The sequence below is a fragment of the Pseudomonas alcaligenes genome, assembly GCF_014490745.1.
Taxonomy (GTDB): domain Bacteria; phylum Pseudomonadota; class Gammaproteobacteria; order Pseudomonadales; family Pseudomonadaceae; genus Aquipseudomonas; species Aquipseudomonas alcaligenes_C.
On record NZ_LZEU01000001.1, the window covers coordinates 801,893 to 820,785 of the forward strand.

The 18,893-nt window shown below is 66.4% G+C and carries 19 protein-coding genes; 14 read left to right on the forward strand and 5 right to left on the reverse strand.

Going from position 1 to position 18,893, the window contains the following annotated elements:
• Positions 1 to 18: 18 nt before the first annotated feature.
• The 5 genes from A9179_RS03590 (at position 19) to hutC (ending at position 5,090) form a co-directional block, all read left to right on the forward strand.
• Positions 19 to 987 (forward strand): ABC transporter substrate-binding protein, encoded by a 969-nt coding sequence (locus tag A9179_RS03590; RefSeq protein WP_187804491.1) that lies wholly within the window; start codon positions 19 to 21, stop codon positions 985 to 987.
• A gap of 82 nt (positions 988 to 1,069) precedes the next feature.
• Positions 1,070 to 1,921: an ABC transporter permease gene (locus A9179_RS03595; protein WP_187804492.1), complete on the forward strand. Its 852-nt coding sequence runs from the start codon at positions 1,070 to 1,072 to the stop codon at positions 1,919 to 1,921.
• Positions 1,918 to 2,748: a quaternary amine ABC transporter ATP-binding protein gene (locus A9179_RS03600; RefSeq protein WP_187804493.1), complete on the forward strand. Its 831-nt coding sequence runs from the start codon at positions 1,918 to 1,920 to the stop codon at positions 2,746 to 2,748. Before A9179_RS03595 ends, A9179_RS03600 begins: the two co-directional genes overlap by 4 nt.
• Before the next feature lie 10 nt (positions 2,749 to 2,758).
• Positions 2,759 to 4,291: an HAL/PAL/TAL family ammonia-lyase gene (locus A9179_RS03605; RefSeq protein WP_187804494.1), complete on the forward strand. Its 1,533-nt coding sequence runs from the start codon at positions 2,759 to 2,761 to the stop codon at positions 4,289 to 4,291.
• 88 nt (positions 4,292 to 4,379) lie between these two features.
• The gene (gene hutC / locus A9179_RS03610; RefSeq protein WP_187804495.1) at positions 4,380 to 5,090 is read left to right on the forward strand and encodes a histidine utilization repressor; all 711 of its coding nucleotides are present in this window, start codon (positions 4,380 to 4,382) and stop codon (positions 5,088 to 5,090) included.
• A gap of 7 nt (positions 5,091 to 5,097) precedes the next feature.
• On the opposite strand, the gene A9179_RS03615 is transcribed toward hutC, so the two are convergent.
• The 5 genes from A9179_RS03615 to A9179_RS03635 all read right to left on the reverse strand — a co-directional run bounded on the left by A9179_RS03615 (position 5,098) and on the right by A9179_RS03635 (position 10,148).
• On the reverse strand, positions 5,098 to 5,775 hold the full coding sequence (locus A9179_RS03615) for a carbohydrate-binding family 9-like protein (RefSeq protein WP_187804496.1): 678 nt from the start codon (positions 5,773 to 5,775) through the stop codon (positions 5,098 to 5,100).
• A 170-nt stretch (positions 5,776 to 5,945) separates the two neighbouring features.
• Entirely contained in the window at positions 5,946 to 6,308 is a 363-nt protein-coding gene (locus A9179_RS03620) for a cupin domain-containing protein (RefSeq protein WP_187804497.1), read from the reverse strand.
• A 26-nt stretch (positions 6,309 to 6,334) separates the two neighbouring features.
• Positions 6,335 to 7,729 (reverse strand): NAD(P)/FAD-dependent oxidoreductase, encoded by a 1,395-nt coding sequence (locus tag A9179_RS03625; protein ID WP_187804498.1) that lies wholly within the window; start codon positions 7,727 to 7,729, stop codon positions 6,335 to 6,337.
• Positions 7,730 to 7,751: 22 nt separating this feature from the next.
• Positions 7,752 to 9,035, reverse strand: coding sequence for a glycosyltransferase (locus tag A9179_RS03630; RefSeq protein WP_187804499.1), 1,284 nt, complete (start codon positions 9,033 to 9,035; stop codon positions 7,752 to 7,754).
• Positions 9,036 to 9,218: 183 nt separating this feature from the next.
• Positions 9,219 to 10,148, reverse strand: coding sequence for a GntR family transcriptional regulator (locus A9179_RS03635; RefSeq protein WP_223123167.1), 930 nt, complete (start codon positions 10,146 to 10,148; stop codon positions 9,219 to 9,221).
• Positions 10,149 to 10,335: 187 nt separating this feature from the next.
• Here A9179_RS03635 and A9179_RS03640 point away from each other — a divergent pair, with 187 nt between their 5' ends.
• The 9 genes from A9179_RS03640 (at position 10,336) to A9179_RS03680 (ending at position 18,868) form a co-directional block, all read left to right on the forward strand.
• On the forward strand, positions 10,336 to 11,388 hold the full coding sequence (locus A9179_RS03640; protein ID WP_187804500.1) for a polyamine ABC transporter substrate-binding protein: 1,053 nt from the start codon (positions 10,336 to 10,338) through the stop codon (positions 11,386 to 11,388).
• 95 nt (positions 11,389 to 11,483) lie between these two features.
• Positions 11,484 to 12,347 carry an ABC transporter permease gene (locus A9179_RS03645; RefSeq protein ID WP_187804501.1) on the forward strand — a complete coding sequence of 288 codons (864 nt, stop codon included), beginning with the start codon at positions 11,484 to 11,486 and terminating at the stop codon, positions 12,345 to 12,347.
• A complete protein-coding gene (locus tag A9179_RS03650) occupies positions 12,340 to 13,152 on the forward strand; it encodes an ABC transporter permease (protein WP_187804502.1) in 813 nt (270 codons plus the stop codon). Before A9179_RS03645 ends, A9179_RS03650 begins: the two co-directional genes overlap by 8 nt.
• Positions 13,142 to 14,221 (forward strand): ABC transporter ATP-binding protein, encoded by a 1,080-nt coding sequence (locus A9179_RS03655; protein ID WP_187804503.1) that lies wholly within the window; start codon positions 13,142 to 13,144, stop codon positions 14,219 to 14,221. The genes A9179_RS03650 and A9179_RS03655 overlap by 11 nt, the downstream gene beginning before the upstream one ends.
• A 29-nt stretch (positions 14,222 to 14,250) precedes the next feature.
• Positions 14,251 to 15,537: a nucleotide disphospho-sugar-binding domain-containing protein gene (locus tag A9179_RS03660; protein ID WP_187804504.1), complete on the forward strand. Its 1,287-nt coding sequence runs from the start codon at positions 14,251 to 14,253 to the stop codon at positions 15,535 to 15,537.
• Positions 15,530 to 15,895: a cupin domain-containing protein gene (locus A9179_RS03665; RefSeq protein ID WP_187804505.1), complete on the forward strand. Its 366-nt coding sequence runs from the start codon at positions 15,530 to 15,532 to the stop codon at positions 15,893 to 15,895. The genes A9179_RS03660 and A9179_RS03665 overlap by 8 nt, the downstream gene beginning before the upstream one ends.
• A 61-nt stretch (positions 15,896 to 15,956) precedes the next feature.
• Positions 15,957 to 16,301, forward strand: coding sequence for a cupin domain-containing protein (locus tag A9179_RS03670; protein WP_187804506.1), 345 nt, complete (start codon positions 15,957 to 15,959; stop codon positions 16,299 to 16,301).
• Positions 16,302 to 16,305: 4 nt separating this feature from the next.
• Complete coding sequence (locus tag A9179_RS03675; RefSeq protein ID WP_187804507.1) at positions 16,306 to 17,349, forward strand: aminoglycoside phosphotransferase family protein; 1,044 nt, start codon at positions 16,306 to 16,308, stop codon at positions 17,347 to 17,349.
• Between the two features lie 16 nt (positions 17,350 to 17,365).
• On the forward strand, positions 17,366 to 18,868 hold the full coding sequence (locus A9179_RS03680) for an aldehyde dehydrogenase family protein (RefSeq protein WP_187804508.1): 1,503 nt from the start codon (positions 17,366 to 17,368) through the stop codon (positions 18,866 to 18,868).
• The last annotated feature ends 25 nt before the right edge of the window (positions 18,869 to 18,893 follow it).

The following is an 18,893-nucleotide window of genomic DNA, read 5'->3' on the forward strand; positions in this document are numbered from 1 at the left end:
CCCATATCGGAGGTTCACATGCACAACAAGAAAACTCTGCTCTCCGCTCTGCTCTCCCTCGGACTGCTCACCGGCACCGTGTCGGCACAGGCCGCGGGCTGGTGCGAATCCGGCAAGCCGGTGAAGTTCGCCGGGCTCAATTGGGAAAGCGGCATGCTGCTGACCGACATCATGCAGTTCATCCTCCAGCATGGTTACGGCTGCGAGACCGACAGCCTGCCGGGCAACTCCATCACCATGGAGCAGGCGCTGGGCAGCAACGACATCCAGGTGTTCGCCGAGGAATGGATTGGCCGCAGTGACGCCTGGGACAAGGCCGCCAAGGCCGGCAAGGTGGTCGGTGTGGGAGCGCCCATCGTCGGTGCCACCGAAGGCTGGTATGTGCCGCGTTATGTGATCGAGGGTGATAGCCAGCGCGGACTGCAAGCCAAAGCCCCACAGCTCAAGGGCGTGGCCGACCTGGGCCAGTACGCCGAGCTGTTCCGCGACCCCGAGGAGCCGGGCAAAGGGCGTTTCTATAATTGCCCGGCGGGTTGGACCTGCGAGCTGGATAACAGCCAGATGCTGAAAAGCTACGGCCTGGAAGACAAGTTCACCAACTTCCGCCCGGGTACCGGGCCGGCACTGGATGCTGCGGTGCTGTCGAGCTATCGCCGTGGCGAACCGATTCTTTTCTACTACTGGTCGCCGACGCCGCTGATGGGCCAGACCGATCTGGTCAAGCTGGAGGAAAAGGCCGGGGTGAACAAGGACGTGACCATTCAGGTCGGCCTGTCCAAGGCCTTCCACGAGGAAGCCCCGGAGCTGGTCGCCGTCCTGGAGAAGGTCAACCTGCCGATCGACCTGCTGAACCAGAGCCTGGCACGGATGGCCAAGGAAAAGCTGTCGTCGGACAAGCTGGCCAAGCTGTTCCTCAAGGAGCACCCGGAAGTCTGGCATGCCTGGGTCGCAGAGGACGCGGCGAAGAAAGTCGACGCCGCGCTCTGACGCGTTGATCCATGCCCCGGCATCAGCCGGGGGCGGCGAGGGCAACGCGCCCTCGCCTACGAACCACTAGTGAGGGTGCGCCATGTTTCCCGAACGCTTTACCTTCTCCATCGCCGACTGGGTCAACGGCTGGGTCGATACCCTGGTGACCCAGTACGGCGACGTATTCCGCCATATTTCAGACACCCTGCTGTGGGCCATCATCTACCTCGAAGGGACGCTGCGCGCCGCGCCCTGGTGGCTGGTGCTCGCGGTGGTCGCCGGCATTGCCTGGCACGCCACCCGGCGCGTGCTGCCGACCCTGCTGATCACCGGCCTGCTGTTCCTGGTCGGTGCCGTCGGCTTGTGGGACAAGCTGATGCAGACCCTGGCGCTGATGCTGGTGGCGACCGCCATTTCGGTGCTGGTCGGCATTCCGCTGGGGGTGCTCGCCGCGCGCAGCAACCGTCTGCGCGCCGTGCTGATGCCCCTGCTGGACATCATGCAGACCATGCCCAGCTTCGTGTACCTGATCCCGGTGCTGATGCTGTTCGGCCTGGGCAAGGTGCCGGCGATTCTGGCCACGGTGATCTACGCCGCGCCGCCCCTGATCCGCCTCACCGATCTGGGCATCCGCCAGGTCGATCACGAGGTGATGGAGGCAATCAACGCCTTCGGCGCCAACCGCTGGCAGCAGCTGTTCGGCGTGCAATTGCCACTGGCCCTGCCGAGCATCATGGCAGGCATCAACCAGACCACCATGATGGCCCTGTCGATGGTGGTGATTGCCTCGATGATCGGCGCCCGTGGCCTCGGCGAGGATGTACTGATCGGTATCCAGACGCTGAACGTTGGCAAGGGCCTGGAGGCCGGCTTGGCCATCGTCATCCTGGCCGTGGTCTTCGATCGCATCACCCAGGCCTATGGCCGCTCCCGCCATCAGGCCGACCAGTGAGTGACGCAAACATGAGCAAGATTGTCGTCAAGAACGTATTCAAGATCTTCGGTCAGCGTGCCGACGAGGCCCTGGCGATGATCCAGCAGGGCAAGAGCAAGGCCGAGGTGCTGAGTGCGACCAAGTGCGTGGTCGGGGTCAACGACCTGTCGCTGTCCATCGCGGCCGGGGAAATCTTCGTCATCATGGGCCTGTCCGGCTCCGGCAAGTCGACCCTGGTACGCCATTTCAACCGCCTGATCGACCCCACCAGCGGCGAGATCCTGGTCGATGGCGAGGACATCCTGCGCTACAGCCCGCAGGCGCTGCGCGAGTTCCGCCGCAAGAAGATCAGCATGGTGTTCCAGAGCTTCGGCCTGCTGCCGCACCGCACCGTGCTCGACAATGTCGCCTACGGCCTCAAGGTGCGCGGCGAAAGCAAGGCGCACTGCCAGGAACGGGCCCTGCACTGGATCGCCACGGTGGGCCTCAAGGGCTACGAGAAGTCCTATCCGCACCAGCTGTCCGGCGGCATGCGCCAGCGCGTTGGCCTGGCGCGGGCGCTTGCGGCGGACACCGACATCATCCTCATGGACGAGGCGTTCAGCGCCCTCGACCCGCTGATTCGCGCGGACATGCAGGACCAGTTGCTGGAGCTGCAGAAGACCCTGCACAAGACCATCGTCTTCATCACCCACGATCTGGACGAGGCGGTGCGCATCGGCAACCGCATCGCCATCCTCAAGGATGGTCAGCTGATCCAGGTCGGCACGCCGAAGGAAATCCTCCACCAGCCTGCCGACGACTACGTCGACCGATTCGTCCAGCGCCGCGTGGCCCATGTCTAGGAGTGCCGTGATGCCGTACCCCGAGAGCGTTCTACTGGGCGATGCGCCACTGACCTGGCGCCAGGTCGTGGCGGTGGCGCGGCACGGCGCACCGCTGGCGCTGAGCCCCGCGGCCTGGGCACGCATCGATAACGCGCGCGCCATCGTCGAGCGCATCGTCGCCCGCGGCGAGCGCGCCTATGGCATCAGCACCGGCCTCGGCGCGTTGAGCGAGGTGGTGCTGAGCGCCGAGCAGTTCGCCACGTTGTCGCGCAACACCCTGCTCAGTCACGCCTGTGGCGTCGGGCCGGTGCTGGCCGATGAGCAGACCCGCGCCATCATCTGCTGCGCCATTGCCAATTACAGCCATGGCAAGTCCGGCCTGCAGCGCCAGGTGGTCGAAGCGCTGCTGGCCTTGCTGGCGCGTGGCATCACCCCACGGGTACCGTCCCAGGGCTCGGTGGGCTATCTGACCCATATGGCGCATGTCGGCATTGCCTTGCTGGGTATCGGCGAAGTCAGCTATCGCGGCCAGGAGGTGCCCGCCCGCGAGGCGCTGGCCGCCGAAGGCCTGCGGCCGATCGAGCTGGGCGCCAAGGACGGTCTGTGCCTGGTCAACGGCCTGCCCTGCATGACCGGGCTCGCTTGCCTGGCCCTGGCCGACGCCGAGCGCCTGCTGCGCTGGGCCGATGTGATCGGCGCCATGAGTTTCGAGGCCCTGCGCGGACAAATCGCGGCCTTCGATCCCGAGATCATCGCGCTCAAGCCCCATCCCGGCATGCAGGCGGTGGGCGCCAATCTGCTCGCCCTGCTGGCGGGCAGCGAGGTGATTGCCGCCAGCCGGGGCATCCGCACCCAGGATGCCCTGAGCATCCGCTCCATTCCGCAGGTGCATGGCGCGTGCCGCGATCAATGGACGCACGCGGCGAGCCAGGTCGACCGGGAGCTCAACGCGGCCAATGACAACCCGCTGCTGCTGGGCACGCCGGACAGCTATCGAGTGGTTTCCCAGGCCAACCCGCATGGCGAGTCCGTGGCCATGGCCGCCGATCTGCTGGCGATAGCGGTGGCCGAGTTGGGCGGCATCGCCGAACGGCGGGTGGATCGCCTGGTCAATCCGCTGGTCAGCGGTCTTCCGGCCTTCCTGGTCAGCCGCCCCGGCGTCAACTCGGGCATGATGATCGCCCAATACGTGGCCGCCGCCCTGGTCGGCGAGAACCGTCAGTTGGCGCAGCCGGCAGTGGTCGACAACTTCGTCACCTCCGGCCTGCAGGAAGACCATCTGAGCCTCGGCACCAGCGCCGCGCTCAAGCTGGGCAAGGCGCTGGAGAACTGCACGCGCATTCTCGCCATCGAATACCTGTTGGCCGCCCAGGCCTTCGAGTTTCACCGCGAGCAGGCGTTCGGCGCGGGCACCGGTGCCGCCTGGCGGCTGCTGCGCGAACGCGTTCCGGCCTACGAAGAGGACCGCTGGCTGGCGCCGGACATTGCCAGCAGCGTGGCGCTGCTCGACGATGCTGCCAGTCTGGATGTCATCCTGAGCGCGATTGGCGGCATGCAATGAGCCCGTTCCGCTCCGTCCTGCTCGACGGGCCGCTGCCGAGCGACGTGGCGGGCGTTATCATGCAGGCCCCGATCTTCAAGGAGCTGCCGTGACTAGCAAGACCCCGCGCTACAAGGCAATCGAGGACTTTCTGCTCGAGCGCATCCGCGGCGGCGCCTATCCGGTCAACCACCAGATTCCCCCGGAAGAGCAGCTGGCCCGCGACTTCGACGTCAGCCGCATGACTGCCAACAAGGCCATCAACAACCTGGTGCAGCAGGGCTACCTGTTGCGCCAGGCCGGCCTCGGTACCTTCGTCACCGACCGCAAGGCCGAGTCCTCGCTGCACGAGGTGCTCAATATCGCCAGCGAGGTGCGCGGCCGCGGCCACGCCTACAGCAACGACGTGCTGCGCTGCGAGGCGGTGGAAGCCGACGACGAGGTGGCCCTGCGCCTCGGCCTGCGCCTGGGCGCTCAGGTGTTCCACAGCATCCTGGTGCACCGCGAGGACGGCGTGCCGATCCAGCTCGAGGATCGCTACGTCAATCCGCGCTGGGTGCCGCACTACCTGGAATGCGACTTCGCCAAGCAGACGCCCAACGAAGTGCTGGTGGCCAGCTGCCCGATCGCCGATGTCGAGCATGTGGTCGAGGCCGTGCTGGTGGATGCGCAGACCGCTGCCTGGCTGGATATCGATCCCGCCTCGCCGTGCCTGTCGATGATCCGCCGTACCTGGTCAGACGAGCACCTGATCAGCTACGCCCGCCTGATCCACCCTGGCGACCGCTACAAGCTGCGCTCGCGCATGAAGCGGCGCTGAGGCCGGCTCAGGCGAAGCGAATTGTGCCGAAGGTGTCCGGGGCGTGGAAGTTGAGCTCCGGCACCGGCTGCCAGGACGCCCAGTGCGGATGCGAGCTTTCGTCTGCGCACTTGAACAGGTTGCAGCGCCAGCTCTGCCCGGACAGCGCACCCAGCGGGCCGACATAGGCCTCCAGCAGGGCAAAGGGCAGGAAGAACTGCAGGCACCACTCGGTCGGCTCGCTCAGCTCCGGTTCCACCCGCGCGGGCAGGGTGGAGCGGATGGCCACCTGGCGGCCCTGCTCGGGCGTCAGTTTGACGAAGGCCTTGAAACCGCCCGGCGCCCGTTCGGCGTCGGTGATGTAGTAGCTGAGCAGGGTGCCGTTGCCGCTCATCTCCAGGTTCAGGTAACCGTTGTCCGTCGCCTGCCCGGCCTTGGGCTGGAAATACACCTCCACGCAGCTGTCCTTGCACACCAGATCCTGGAACTGCTGGTGCACGCAGCGCACGTAGCGATCCTGCACGCGGAAGATGCCGTGGATGCCGGCATCGCTGTACAGCAGCCTGGCCTCGGTGACGGGGCGGTGGTCGCTGCTCTCCGGGCGGAACTGCTCGATACGAATGATCTCGGCGGCCTGCCAGGCCGGCGCCGACCAGTCCGCCGTCAGCGCCACGGGTTCGGCCAGGTGATTCACGCAATAGTCCATCTGTCGGGGTTCCTGTTCTGGGCGTGCACAGAACCTGTTTACGAGCTTTTGGACTAGAGCCAGACAAGGCAAAAACAGCCGAGGAAGCGGAGTTTACGAGCTGTAAATGAGCATTCCGAGGCTGTTTTTAACGCCGTATGGCCGACGGCCAGGAGATCGTAAGCAGGTTCTCAGGCGCCGAGGATCACATAGACCTTGCGCACCGGGGTGAGGTTTTCCCAGGTGCCGCGGAAGCCGGCAGCGACCACGAAGGAGCTGCCGGGGCCGAACTCGCGGCTGCTGCCGTCGGCATCGGTCAGGCGCACCCGACCTTCGATCAGGTGGCAGAGCTCGTCGAAATCGCAGCTGCAGTATTCCTTGTGCGGGCCGGCTTCCCAGATCCCGGCAGTGAACTGCTTCTGCGGGTTGCTGAAGTGGCGCCAGGTGTGGCTGCGGTAGGGCGCCTCGACAATGGCCGGGTCGGTGATGTCGTTGATCTGCACTTCGACCGGGTTGCTGGCGAAGTCGACGACATGGGCGGGAAGCTTGGACATGAATGTTCCTCGTTGCGGATAGGGATTTAGGAGTCGAAGCCCACGCCGAAGGCATCCAGGGTGCGTAGCAGCAGGTTGCGCTGGCCGGTGCGGTCTTCCCGTTCCAGGCCACGCTGGGCCAGGCCCACGGCCATGTAGCGCAGCGGCTCGGGCGGGAAGGGGAAGGGCATGCGGCTGAGCATGCGCAGCGCGGTGCGCTCTGTGTGGGCGCCTTCGAGCAGGTCGAGCAGGGTGGCGGCGGCAAAGCGGCTGGCGGACACGCCCTGGCCGGTGAAGCCCAGCGCATAGGCGATGCGCCCGCCGGCGCTGCAGCCGGTGAACAGGGTGGTGCGCGCCGAGGAGTCGATGATGCCGCCCCAGGCGTGGCTGAAGCGGATATCGCCGAGCTGCGGGAAGGTGGCGAAGAACTGCTCGGCCAGGCGCACGAAGGTTTCCGGGCGCTGGGTCAGGCCCTCGTCGAGCTTGCTGGCGAAGGGGTAGATGGCGTCGTAGCCACCCCACAGGATGCGGTTGTCGGCGGTCTTGCGCAGGTAGTGGAACTGGTTGCCGGAGTCGGCGATGCCGTAGCGCCCGCGCCAGCCGATGGCGGTCAGCTGCAGCTCGCTCAGGGGCTCGGTGGTCAGGGCGTAGTCGTAGATCGGGATGACGCTGGACTTGAGCTGCGGCAGCAGGTTGGTGAACACGTTGGTGGCCAGGGCCAGGCGCTGCGCCAGCACCTCGCCGTAGGCGGTCTGCAGGGTGATGCCGTCGGCACGCGGAAGCAGCGCCTCGACCGGCGAATGTTCGTACAGTTCGATGCCTTGCTGCAGGCAGGCCCGGCGCAGTTCGCGCACCATGCGCACGGGGTTGAGCAGGGCGTAGTTGGGTTCGTACAGGCCGGCACTGTAGGCCGGCGAGTTGAGCCGATCCTTGAGCGCGTCGCCTTCCAGGTACTGGCAGTCGATACCGAAGCGCCGGTACTTCTGCTCCAGGGCGCGCAGGCCCTCCGTCTGCCAGGGTGTAGTGGCGACGTTGAGCTTGCCCTGGCGCTCGAACTCCACGTTCAGGCCCAGTTGCTCGATGTCCTGCTGCAGTTCGTCGAGGTTCTGCCGGCCCAGGCGGATCAGGGTTTCCGCCTCATCCGGCCAGCGCTTCAGGGCATTGGATACGCCGTGGGAAATGCTCGGGGCGCAGAAGCCGCCGTTGCGTCCGCTGGCGGCGCCGCCACAGGCTCCGGCTTCGAGCAGCACGATGCGTTTGTCCGGGTAGCGCCGCCGTGCCTGCAGGGCTGTCCACAGGCCGGTGAAGCCGCCGCCGACCACGGCCAGATCGCAGCGCAGCTGGCCAACCTGGCGGGTGAAGGCCGGTGGTGGGGCTGCGGCGTCCAGCCAGTAGGGCTGGGGAATGGCATGTTCGAGGCTGGCGAGGGCGCGTGGGGTCATGGACGTCTTCTTGTTATTGAGGCTATGGACTCGGCAGGCCGAGGATGGCGCGGGCAGCCACTTCGGTGCCGCGCGAGAGCTGCATCGCCGCGCCTGCCTGCTGCAGGCGCTGGCGCATGGCCGGGTCGCCGAGCAGCTGGGCGATGGCGCCGGGCAGGGCACCCAGCGGATCGGCGAAGCGCGGCAGGTAACGGCCGACGCCGACTTCCTCGGCGCGCCGGGCGTTGTCGTGGCCGTCCCAGCAGTAGGGGATGATCAGCGACGGCAGACCGAAGTACAGGGCCTCGCAGAAGCTATTGTTGCCGCCGTGGTGGATGAACAGCTGGCACTCGCGCAGCACCGCCGGCTGCGGGAACCAGCTGTCCAGGTAGACGTTGTCCGGCACGTTGTCGTACTGCTCGCGATAGGCGCCGACATTGATCAGGAAGCGGTAGGGCAGGGTCGCCGCCACGGCGATCAGGCGCTTCATCATGGCCACGTCGGCCGCGCCCAGGCTGCCGAAGCTGAGGTAGATCAGCGGCTGCTCGTTGTGCTGCGGGAACGGCGGCACCACATAGGGCGCCTCGCGGCGCACGCAGCCATCCAGGTAGACGAAGCGCTGCGGGTCGAGGGCCTGCTGGCGCTGGTAGCGCACCGGGCTGGGCGACAGCAGCAGGTTGAGCCAGGGCGACTCCTCGAGGAACAGGCCGGGCGCGCAGGGCTGGTGGCCATGGCTCTCGAGGAAGCGCGCCAGGCGCGCATGGGCCGGAGCGACGGCCTTGACGTAGTGCTGCTGGTAGCGCTCGCAGGCCTCCGCGTCGCTGGCGCTGGCGCCGGACAGGTAGGGCGGTACGGCCGCATCCGGCAGCTCGGTCTCGGCGCAGGAGATCACCCGCACCCAGGGGCAGCCGGCATTGGCGATGGCGGGGAACATCACCACGTTGTCCAGCACTATGGCGTCCGGCTTGAGCCGGGCCAGCAGCTGCTGCAGCGGCTTCTCGGCCTCGATGACGGTGTCGATGATGGCTTCCCAGGCCGGCGCCACGTAGCTGTCGATCTGCTCCAGCGGTGTCTGGTCGAAGTAGGGAATGTTGCGCTCGATGAAGCGCTCCCAGTAGTGCTGGTGCTCCGCGGCCGACAGCGGACTGTCGAGCAGCAGGGGGTATTCGGCGAAGCCGTACTCGGCGAACAGCCCCTGGAAGTGTTCGTGGCAGATGAACACCGGGCGCGCACCCTGTTCGCGCAGCGCCTGGGCGATACCGATGCAGTTCAGCGCGGCGCCGAAGCTGGCCTCGGGGAACAGGGCGATGAGTCTTTCTTTAGGCATGATCGGTTTTCTTCCATGTCCGGGGAGCTCGGGTCTCCGGCCGGTGTGTTCTAGATAATGTATTTTTTCAGATAAAAAAACATTTTTATTTTCTGCGCTGCAAATCCGCAGGGCAGGCGAACGCAATTGGCGGCGAGCATGCCATGCTCGCCGCGCCTTTGTCCGGGCTGTGGATTACCAGGCTTAGCGGCGCTGGTAGAAGCCTTGCGGAATGCCGCGGTTGGCGGTCTGCGGGCGTCCGGCGGCGGACAGGCGCAGGTGCAGGCGCAGCAGGTCGGCGGCGATCTGCAGCTGGCCGCGCTCGATGTGCTCGAGGATGCGCAGGTGCTCGCGCAGCGCTTCCTGCAGGCGGTGCACGCTGACCATCGGCAGCAGGTTGGGCAGGCGGCGCAGGCGCTGGTGCTGGAGCAGGGCGTCACCGATGAAGCGGTTGCCGCAGCAGGTGGCGATCATCTCGTGGAAGCCGATGTCCAGCTCGCGGAACTGCTCGATGTCGAAGTGCTCGATCGGTCGCGCCAGCAGCTCCTCGGTGCCGTCGCGCAGCAGTGCCAGGCGCTGGCGGTCGACGTTGAAGCCTTCGGCAAGCAGGGCTTCGGGCTCCAGCACCATGCGAAATTGCAGGCTCTCCTCGAGGGCCGTGAGGTTGTCCAGCAGTGGGCGGAAGCGCCAGGACTGGCCGGGGCCGCGCTCCAGCACCTGATCCTCGCTGAGCTGGCTGAGCACCTTCTGCGCCGCCGGCCGACCGATGTCGTAGCGGCGCATGACCTCGCTGATGCCGATGCTGTTGCTCAGGCGGCCGGCCATGCGGTCGCGCAGTACCGAGGCGGCCACTTCCTCTTCTTCGGCCTGTGGCAGGGCCGGGCTCAGTGCCTGGCTCGACGGGTCGGCGAGCAGGCTGTAGCCGCGCCCGGCCTGGTGTTCGGCCAGGCCCTGCTCGACCAACAGGTTGAGGCCGGCGCGAATCAGCGTGCGCGAAACCTGGAAGCTGCGCGCCAGCTGCTGCTCGGCCAGGGCGTCACCGCTGGCCATGCCGTTTTCCTGGGCCAGCTCGATGATCCGCCGGGCCAGTTCCAGGTGGTTGGTGCGGGGCTTCTTCTCGGTGTTCTTGCTCAAGCCGTGGCTCTCGTACGGGGTTGTTGCGCGCGACACACCTTATGCCACAGCGACGTTTGCTCAACAAGGAACAGAAAAGTGTTGACTTGCGAGTCGTGCTGGTTTTTATTTTAAAAAAAAGACACGTACCACCGCTTCATCCTTTGCTGCCTTCGAAACAACAACAAACAGTCGTTAGGTGTGCCACATGAAAAGAAGCAGAACCCTGCTGTGCGCAAGTCTTACCTTGTCCGCCGCTCTCGCGGCGCCATTGGCTCAGGCCAAGGACATGGTGATTTCCATCTGGGACGGTTACATGGCCCCGGATGCCCTGGAGAAGTTCCAGAAAGCCACCGGCATCGAGGCCGACAAGTCGCTGCACGCCACCAACGAAGAGATCATGGGCAAGCTCATGGCCTCTGGCGGTGAAGGCTATGACGTGGTGTTCGTCTCCGCCCAGTTCGCCGAGATCCTGCAGAAGCAGGGCCTGCTGGCCGAGATGGATGCGGCCAAGGTGCCCAACCTGAAGAACCTCTATCCCGAAGCGCAGGCGCTGGCCTACGACCCGGGCAACCACTTCTCGGCGCCCTACACCTGGGGTACCACCGGCATCTGCTACCGCTCCGACAAACTGGCCCAGGCGCCTGCCAGCTGGAACGACCTGCTCAAGCCCAGCGACGCGGTCAAAGGCAAGCTGACCCTGCTGGCCACCGACCGCTGGCTGCTCGGTGCCGGCTTCCTGGCCAACGGCTGGAGCGTCAACGAGGCCGACCCGGCGCATATCAGCCAGGTACGTGACGAGCTGATCCAGAGCAAGAAACGCATCCTCTCCTTCGACGACACCACCTTCTATTCCAAGCTGGCTTCCGGCGAGACGGTCATGGCCCACGCCTGGGATGGCTGGTGCAACTACGGCACCCAGGCCAACGCCAGCATCAAGTTCGTGGTGCCCAAGGAAGGCTCCGACCTGTGGGTCGACACCATGGTGGTGATGAAGAGCTCGAAGAACCTCGACGCGGCGTACAAGTTCGTCAACTTCATGCTGGAGAAGGACAACCACGCCTGGGTCGCCGAGAACATCCTCTACAAGGTGCCCAACCAGGCGGCCATGGCGGGGCTGAGCAAGGAGCTGCTGGCGCAGTACCCGAACCTCACCACGCCACCTGCCGAACTGGTCAAGCAGCAGCTGCTGCGTGACGTCGGCGGTTCCACGCAGAAGGCCTATACCCGCGCCGTGACCGAGATCATGGCCGCTCAATAGGGCTCACTGGCTCCACCCATGGAGCGGCGCCCGCCGCTCCATCATTCCAATCCGCTGCATACCACCCCACAGGCGTGGGGTTGGGGGAACTACGCATGAGTGTTTTGCACGCTGACAGACGCCTGTCGGCCTGGCTGCTGCTGCCCGCGCTGGGCTGGCTGGCGCTGTTTCTGCTGGTGCCGTGCCTGCTGGTGCTGGTCTACAGCTTCTTCGAGCGCGGTGCCTACGGCGGCATCGACTACGTGTTCACCTGGGACAACTACCTGCGTGCGCTCGACCCGCTGTACCTGGAGATTCTCCTGCGCTCGGCGAAGATCGCCGGGCTGGCCACCCTGTTCGCCGTGCTGATCGGCTACCCGGCGGCCTACGCCATCGTCCGCGCGCCGCAGCGGCGCCAGGCGATCTACCTGTTCCTGGTGATGCTGCCGTTCTGGAGCAATTACCTGATCCGTACCTACGCCTGGATCGTCCTGCTCAACCGCAAGGGCCTGCTTGCCGGCCTGCTGGAGCCGCTGGGCCTGTACGGCGAGCTGCTCGACATCCTGTACACCGAGAACGCGGTGATCCTGGGGCTGGTGTACAACTACATCCCCTTCGTGATCCTGGCGATCTACTCCTCGCTGTCGCGGATCAACCGCGAACTGTGGGAAGCCTCCAGCGACCTCGGCGCCTCCGGCTGGACGACCTTCCGCCGCATCATCCTGCCGATGAGCGTGCCCGGCATCGCCGCCGGCGCGGTGTTCGTCTTCGTCCTCAGCATCGGCAACTTCATCACCGCCGACCTGCTGGGCGGCAAGCAGGTGCTGATGGTCGGCAACCTGATCTATTCGCAGTTCCTCACCGCACGCGACTGGCCGTTCGGCTCGGCGCTGGCCTTCTTCCTGATCGCCATCATGCTCCTGCTGCTGTTCATCCAGGCACTGCTGGCCCGTCGTGCCCAGGGGGCCCGCCATGCGTAATCCATCCGCCGTGCTGCTCGGCAGTCACCTGTGGCTGGTGTATGCCTTCCTCTATGTGCCGATCCTGGTGCTGATCCTGCTGTCGTTCAACGCCAGCGGCCTGCCCACCGCCTGGGGTGGCGCTTCGCTGAAATGGTACGGCGCGCTGCTGGCCAACCAGGCGATCCAGCACGCCGCGCTGAACACCCTGATCGTGGCGCTGGTGTCCACCACCCTGGCCTGCCTGCTCGGCACCCTGCTGGCGCTGGGCGTCGAGCTGCGCGCCCATGCCAGCGGCAACCCGGCACGCAGCGCCGGGCTGGCCGACACCTTGCTGATGGCGCCGATGATCATTCCCGACATCGTCCTGGCCATCGCCCTGCTGAGCTTCTTCAACCTGCTGAAGATGAGCCTGGGCCTGCACTCGATCATCCTGAGTCACGTGGTGTTCAACATCGCCTTCGTCTGCGCGGTGGTGCGCACCCGCCTCAAGCACTTCGACTACTCGATTCTCGAGGCCTCCATCGACCTCGGCGCGAGCTGGCCGACCACCCTGCGCCGGGTGCTGCTGCCGGCGATCTTTCCCGGCGTGCTGGCCGGCGGCCTGCTGGCGTTCACCCTGTCGGTGGACGAATTCATCATCGCCTTCTTCAACTCCGGCGCCGGCAGCGCCTCGACCACCTTGCCGATGCAGGTCTACTCGATGATCCGCTTCGGCGTCACTCCCGAAATCAACGCTCTGGCGACCCTGGTGATGCTGGTCAGCTTCACCGCGCTGTTCGCTTCCCAGCGGCTCAACAAGGTGCAAAGCAAGCATGAAGACTGACAAAGCCCCGCTGCTGGTCCTCGACAAGGTCAGCAAGAGCTACGGCCAGGGCCTGGCCGTGGACAACGTGTCGCTGAACGTGCGCGAGAACGAGTTCTTCGCCCTGCTCGGGCCTTCCGGCTGCGGCAAGAGCACCCTGCTGCGCATGCTCGCCGGCTTCGAGACGCCGACCTCCGGGCAGATCTTCCTCGACGGTCGCGACATCTCGCCGATCCCGGCCAACCGCCGGCCGCTCAACCTGATGTTCCAGTCCTACGCGCTGTTCCCCACCATGAGCGTGCGCGACAACATCGCCTACGGCCTGGAGATGGAGAAGCTGCCGAAGGACGAGATCGTCCAGCGCGTCGACGCCATGCTGGAGACCGCGCAGCTGCGCGACCTGGCCCGCCGTCGTCCGGATCAGCTGTCCGGCGGCCAGCGCCAGCGCGTGGCCCTGGCCCGTGCGCTGATCAAGCGCCCGCGGGTGCTGCTGCTCGACGAGCCGCTCGGCGCCCTGGACAAGAAGCTGCGCGGCAAGATGCAGCTGGAACTCAAGCGCCTGCAGCACGAGAGTGGCATCACCTTCATCGTGGTCACCCATGACCAGGAAGAGGCGCTGGTCATGGCCGACCGCATGGCCGTGCTCAAGGATGGCCAGGTCAGCCAGTGCGGCAGCCCGGCCAACCTCTACGAGTACCCGAAGAACCGCTTCGTCGCCGACTTCATCGGCGTCAGCAACCTGATCGAGGCCCGGCGCCTGCCCGGCAACCAGGTCGAGGCCGGTGGCCAGACCCTGCAGATCGAACCGACCGCCGAGGCCGTTAGTGGCCAGGTGACCCTGGCCCTGCGCCCCGAACGCCTGCGCGTGCTCGGCACACAAGCGGCCGCTTGCGACAACCAGCTCGACGGCCAGGTGGTGGAGGTCGCGTACCACGGCCTGGACACCAACCTGCACGTGCGCACGGCGGTTTCCGCCAAGCCGCTGATCGTCCGCGTGCCGAGCGCCGAGCACGAGTTCTCCTCCTTCACCAGTGGCATGCCGATCCGCCTCGGCTGGAGCGCCGAGCATGCCCGCGTACTGTCCTGCTGAATCACAAGAACAACACCGGAGTACCGACCATGAGTGAACGCAAAGTCATCGCCTTCTTCCCCGAGGCCGCCTACGGGCCGGCGCTCAACTCCGTGGGCATCGCCCAGGCCTGCGAGGCACTGGGACACAAGGCGGTGTTCCTCACCGACCCGGGCATGACCGGGGTGTATTCGGCCTACGGCTTCGAGGAGCACTACGTGAACATGTCTGAGCCGATGCCGGCCGAGGAGATGGCACGCTACTGGAGCGACTTCATCAACGGCCATATCCCCAACTTCCGCAAGGCGCCGATCGACCAGCTCGACAACTATGTGAAGGAATGCTGGGCGGCCATCGTCGAGACCAGCAAGTGGGCGCAGAAGGGCCTGCCGGAGATCCTCGAGCGGATCAAGCCGGATCTGATCTGCGTCGACAACGTCATCCTGTTCCCGGCCATCAAGCAGTACGGCAAGCCCTGGGTACGCATCATCTCCTGCTCGGAGAACGAGGTGCACGACCCGGACATCCCGCCTTACCTGTCGGGCATGAGCGTCGACGACAAGGCCGGCCATGCGCGCTTCGATGCCAAGTTCGAGGAAGTGATCAAGCCAATCCACGAGGACTTCAACGCCTTCCTCGCCGAGTGCGGCGAGCGTCCCTATCCGCTGGGCACCTTCTTCGAGGAGTCGCCCTGGATGAACCTGCTGCTGTATCCGGATCCGGTCAAGTTCGAGCGCCGCTACCCGCTGCCGCCGGCGCGCTTCCACTACCTGCAGGGCTGCGTGCGCCAGGACAAGGCCTATGAGATTCCCCAGTTCCGCGCCAACAACGACAAGCCGCTGCTCTACGTCAGCTTCGGCAGCCTTGGCTCCGGCGACGTCGAGCTGCTCAAACGGCTGATCGCCAGCATCGGCAAGCTGCCGTACCGCGCGCTGTTCAACGTCGGCGAGTACGTCGAGCAGTACACCGACCTGCCGGACAACGTGATCGTCTCCAACTGGTACCCGCAGCCTTCGGTGATCGCCCAGGTCGACGCGGTGATCCATCACGGCGGCAACAACAGCTTCACCGAGTGCCTGTACTTCGGCAAACCGGCGATCGTCATGCCCTACGTGTGGGACGGCCACGACAACGCCATGCGTGCCCAGGAAACCGGACACGGCTTCCGCATGGATCGCTACGACTGGGACGACAGCGAGCTGGCCGACAAGCTGGCGCTGTGCGTCGGCGATGCCGCGATGCAGGCGCGCCTCCAGCACGCCAGCGCCTACATGACCTCGCGCAAGGGCCCGCAAGACGCGGCCAAGATCCTCGATGGAATCCTCAAAAATGCCTGAAGCCCGCCTGCAATCCAGCGCCCCGCACATCATCGGCGCCCGCGACTACGCCGACCTGGTGGACTGGGGTTACCAGTCCGACGCCGTCGCCGGGCAGTCCCACTCCAGCGGCCGCCTGCTGTTCAAGGGGCCGGGCAACAGTCCGGAAGTCGGCCTGTGGGTGTGCACCCCGGGCACCTGGAAGCTGTCCATCCCGCGTGACGAGCTGTGCCACTTCCTCGAGGGCGTCGCCATCTACCGCCGCGACAACGGCGAGGTGATCGAGGTCGGCGCCGACACCCTGGTCATGTTCCCCGCCGGCTGGACGGGTGAGTGCGAAGTGCGCGAGACCCTGCGCAACACCTACATGCTGGTCTGAACCGGCCCCATTCGCCGCGCCCGGCGGGCGCGGCCCTGTCTGAAAAAGCGAGTAAAGCACGATGAAAACCCCCGTTATCCACCGCCCCCTGCAGGTCACCGAACTCAAGGACTGGGGCGTGATCCCGACCATGCTCGAAGGCCAGTCGCACGTCAGCGGTGTGGTGCTGCACAAGGGCCCTGAGGGCCAGTCCGAGTGCGGCATCTGGCACTGCACGCCGGGCAAGTGGTTCTGCCACGTCACCAGCGACGAGTTCTGCCACTTCCTCGAAGGGCGTTGCACCTACGTGCATGAGTCGGGCGAAGTGATCGAGATCACCCCGGATACCGCCGCCTTCTTCCCCAAGGACTGGAAAGGCGTGTGCACCGTCCACGAGACGGTGAAAAAGGTCTACATGATCCGGTGATGCCATGAACCAGGCCCTGACCCCTTCCAGCGAGGTGCGCGCGCAGCAGCGCGCGGCCTTCGTCGCTCGCCACTGGCATGCCGAGGCGACCTTGCAGGCACTGCCGGCCGATGCCTCGGCGCGCCGCTATTTCCGCCTGCCGGGCGCGTCCCTGCTGCTGATGGATTCGCCGCCCGCGGGCGAGCCGCTGGCGCCCTACCTGCGGGTGGCCGAGCTGCTGCACGAGCAGGGCCTGTCGGCGCCGCGGGTGCTGGCGGCCGACGAGCAGGCAGGCCTGGCGCTGATCGAGGACTTCGGTCAGGCCACCTACACCCGCCTGCTGGCTGCCGGCCAGGCCGAGGCGCCGCTGTACGAGCTGGCCGTCGACTGCCTGGTGGCCCTGCACCGCGCACCGGCCGAGCAGGCCGCGGTACTGCCGGCCTACAACGACCAGCGCCTGGCCGACGAATTCGCCCTGTTCATCGACTGGTACGCGCCGCTGCTGCTCGGCGCGGCGCCATCCTCGGCCCTGCGCACGGCCTATATGGCGCTGTTCGACGGCCTCTGCGACCTGGTCGCCGGGCGTCGCGAGGCCCTGGTGCTGCGCGACTTCCACGTCGACAACCTGATGCTCCTGGAAGAGCGCAGCGGCGTGGCCGCCTGCGGCCTGCTGGACTTCCAGGACGCCCTGCACGGCGCCTGCGCCTACGACCTCATGTCGCTGCTCGAAGATGCGCGTCGCGACCTGCCGCGCGAGCTGCAGGACAACCTGCTGCAGCGCTACCTGGCGCAGCGCCCGCAGCTCGACCGCGAGGCCTTCCTCGCCGACTACGCGGTGCTCGCCGCCCAGCGTCACGCCAAGGTGCTCGGCATCTTCGTGCGCCTGGCCAAGCGCGACGGCAAGCTCGGCTACCTCGCTCACCTGCCACGGGTGCTGCGCCTGTTCCGCGAGGCACTGGAACGGCCGGCGCTGCATCCGCTACGCGATTTCCTCGATTGCCACCTCGAAGGCTGGCGCGACGACCTGCCGGTCGCCGTGCTCGACGGCCTGCGTGGCCAATCTCTCTGACTTTGCAGGAACTGCCATGACCACCTTCAACTGCGACACCCCGCTGCGCTTCATCAACCCGGACTACCAGAGCCCGGCGACCCGCCGCCTGCGCGGCATCATCGACCCGGCCAGCCTGCAGCAGGTCGGCAGCATCGGCCTGTGCGAGCAGGGCGACGTGGACGCGGCGCTGGACGCCGCCGGCGCCGCCTACCAGCAGTGGCGCAAGGTCGATGCCAAGAGTCGCGCCGCGCTGCTGCACCGCCTGGCCAACGCCATCGAGCAGAACGAGGCGTGCAACCGCGAAGTGGCGCGGCTGATGACCCTGGAGATGGGCAAGCCATTCCCCGAGGCTATGGGCGAGCTGGCCAACTGCGCGCCGATCTTCCGCTACTACGCCGAGATGGCCCGCGACGAGGCCGGCAAGGTCGCCGGCACCACCCAGCTCGGCTCCTTCCAGCATGTGCGCTACGAACCCTATGGCGTCAGCGTGCACATCATGCCGTTCAACTTCCCGATCCTGCTGATGTGCTGGACCCTGGCCGCCTCGCTGGCCGCCGGCAACGCCTGCATCGTCAAGCCGGCCGAGAGCACCAGCCTGTGCACCCTGAAGTTCATGGAGCACTTCCGCGTGCTGCCGGCCGGGCTGATCTCCTGCCTGCCGGGCGATGCGCAGACCGCCCAGCTGCTGGTGCAGTCCGAGCGCACCCATGCGGTGGCCTTCACCGGCAGCGTGGCTGCCGGCAAGGCGGTGGCGATGGCCTGCGCCGAACGCATGAAACCGGCGGTGATCGAGGCCGGCGGCAGCGACCCGATGATCATCAGCCAGCACGCGCCGCTGGAGGTGGCTGCTGCTGGTGCGGTGACCGCTGCCTTCCACCTGACCGGGCAGATCTGCACTTCGGCCGAGCGTTTCTTCGTGGTCGACGCGGTTCACGATGAGTTCGTCGCCCGCTTCGCCGAGCGCACCCGTCAGCTGCGCATCGGCCATGGTCTGGAACACAGCGAGATCGGCCCGCTGGTCAGCCAGGCCGCGCGCGACAAGGTCATGCGCCTGGTCGACGACGCCGTGGCCAAGGGTGCCCAGGTGGTCTGTGGCGGGCGTGTGCCGCCGCAGCACCCGGTCGGCTGGTTCTACGAGCCGACCATCCTCACCGGCGTCACCGCCGAGATGGCGATCTTCCACGAGGAGTGCTTCGGCCCGGTGGCGGCCATCTGCAAGGTCGCCGACTTCGACGAGGCCGTGCGTCTGGCCAACGACTCGCCGTTCGGCCTCGGTGCCTCGCTGTTCTCCACCGACCTGGCCGAGGCCATGGAGGCCGCCGACCGCCTGGAAGCTGGCATGGTCTGGGTCAACAACCCGCTGATCGACAACGACGCGCTGCCCTTCGGTGGCTGGAAGATGTCCGGTATGGGCCGCGAGCTGGGCCGCCAGGGCCTGGATGCGTTCCGCCGCTCGAAGATGGTGATCATCGACCACCAGCCGCAGATCCAGTCGTGGTGGTACCCCTACGCCGACGACCAGTTCTACCGCGTCTGAGTCAGGAGACTGCCATGAACGCCGC